1 protein-coding gene is annotated in these 1,578 nt (G+C 59.3%); it reads right to left on the bottom strand.

Annotation, left to right across the window (positions count from 1 at the left end; genetic code table 11):
- Positions 1 to 1,578, bottom strand: a 1,578-nt coding sequence (bamA, locus tag ACXJ7R_RS32135) for an outer membrane protein assembly factor BamA (RefSeq protein ID WP_457155317.1), incomplete at both ends; no start/stop codon positions are given.

The following is a 1,578-nucleotide window of genomic DNA, read 5'->3' as shown; positions in this document are numbered from 1 at the left end:
GCCATATTCGAAACCACGGATCATGCGGTCGGTGCTCTGGAACTGATCGAAGATACGCAAACCGCCGTCGCCGCCGTAACCCTCGACATGACCCGCGCCAGCCGAGAGGAGGCCAACCAGATCGAACTGCTCTGAAAGCGTCTGATAGATGCTGCCGCGCCCAGTCAGCTTCACATACTTGGCGTCGCCACCGAGGCCGGCAAATTCGGCCGTCGTTGTGGCATAGATGCCTTCGTGCGGGTTCTTCATGTCGTCGATGGTGTTGTAGACCAGCCCCAGGCTGACCGACGACTTGATCCAGGGGCTTTCCTCGATACCTTGAACGATCGCCTGCGAAACATCGCAGTCGCCCAGCACGCCGTCTCCATTGTCATCGCAACCGTCGTCGTACTCGTACTTTTCCCGGGCGATGTTGTACGCCAACTGCGTCGAGATGCTGTTGGTGATCGGCAGGCCGAAGCGCACCGTCGCACCCGTGGTCTCGCTATCGTAGTGATCGTAATTCCGGGTCTGTTGGAAGATATCGAAGCCGGCGGCGATGCGCCGTCCGAGGAAATAGGGTTCGGTGAAGGACAGGCTGTAGTCGCGCGAATTCTTGCCGCCGCCTGCCGACAGCTTGATAAATTGGCCGCGGCCTAGGAAGTTGCGCTCGGTGATCGATCCTTCGATGGACGGACCCGCCGTGTCTCCACCGGTCGAGTAGCCGGCGCCGACCGAGAATTCGCCGGTCGATTTTTCGACAACGTCGACCACCAGCACGACTTGGTCAGGCTGCGAGCCTGGAACGGTCGAGATATCGACTTTTTCAAAGTAATTCAGGTTTTCCAGGCGCTTCTTCGCGCGCTGGATGAGAACTTGATTGAAGGCGTCACCTTCGCTGACGTCGAACTCGCGGCGAATGACATAATCACGCGTGCGGTCGTTGCCGCGGATCTCGATGCGTTCGATATAGGCTTTGGTGCCCTGGTCGATGGTGTAGACCACCGAAATGGTGTGGTTCTCGAAATTGCGGTCGCCGCGCGGCGTCACCTGCGCGAAGGCATAGCCGGAACCGGCCACCTTCTCGGTCAGCGCGATGATGGTGTCCTCGACGTCCTTGGCATTGTAGACGTCGCCCTTGCGGGTCTCGACCACCGATTCCAGAGACTTCGAGTCGACTTCCGGGATGGTGCTTTCGACGCTGACATCGCCGAACGTGTAGCGGTCGCCTTCTTGGACGGTGATGGTGACCGTGTACTTGTTCGTCGCACTGTCGAGTTCGCCGACGGCGGACACGACCTGGAAATCGGCATAGCCGTGATTGTAATAGAAGCGGCGCAGCAGCTCCTGGTCGGCGCGCAGCTTGTCGTCGTCATAGACGTCGTCGCGCAGAATGAACGAAACCCAGGACGAACGCTTGGTGTTGATCACATCCGACAGGCGGCGGCTGGAATAGGCGCTGTTGCCGACGAAATTGATCGCCGCGATCTGAGTGCGATCGCCTTCACTGATGTTGAAGACGACGTTCACGCGGTTATCGCCAAGCTGCATGACCTGCGTGGTCACGGTCACATCGTCGCGACCGATGCGCCTGTAGGC

This window comes from Mesorhizobium sp. P5_C1, assembly GCF_054049815.1.
The sequence above is the reverse complement of the archived record's forward strand: the minus strand, read 5'-3'. Positions and strand labels throughout refer to the sequence as shown.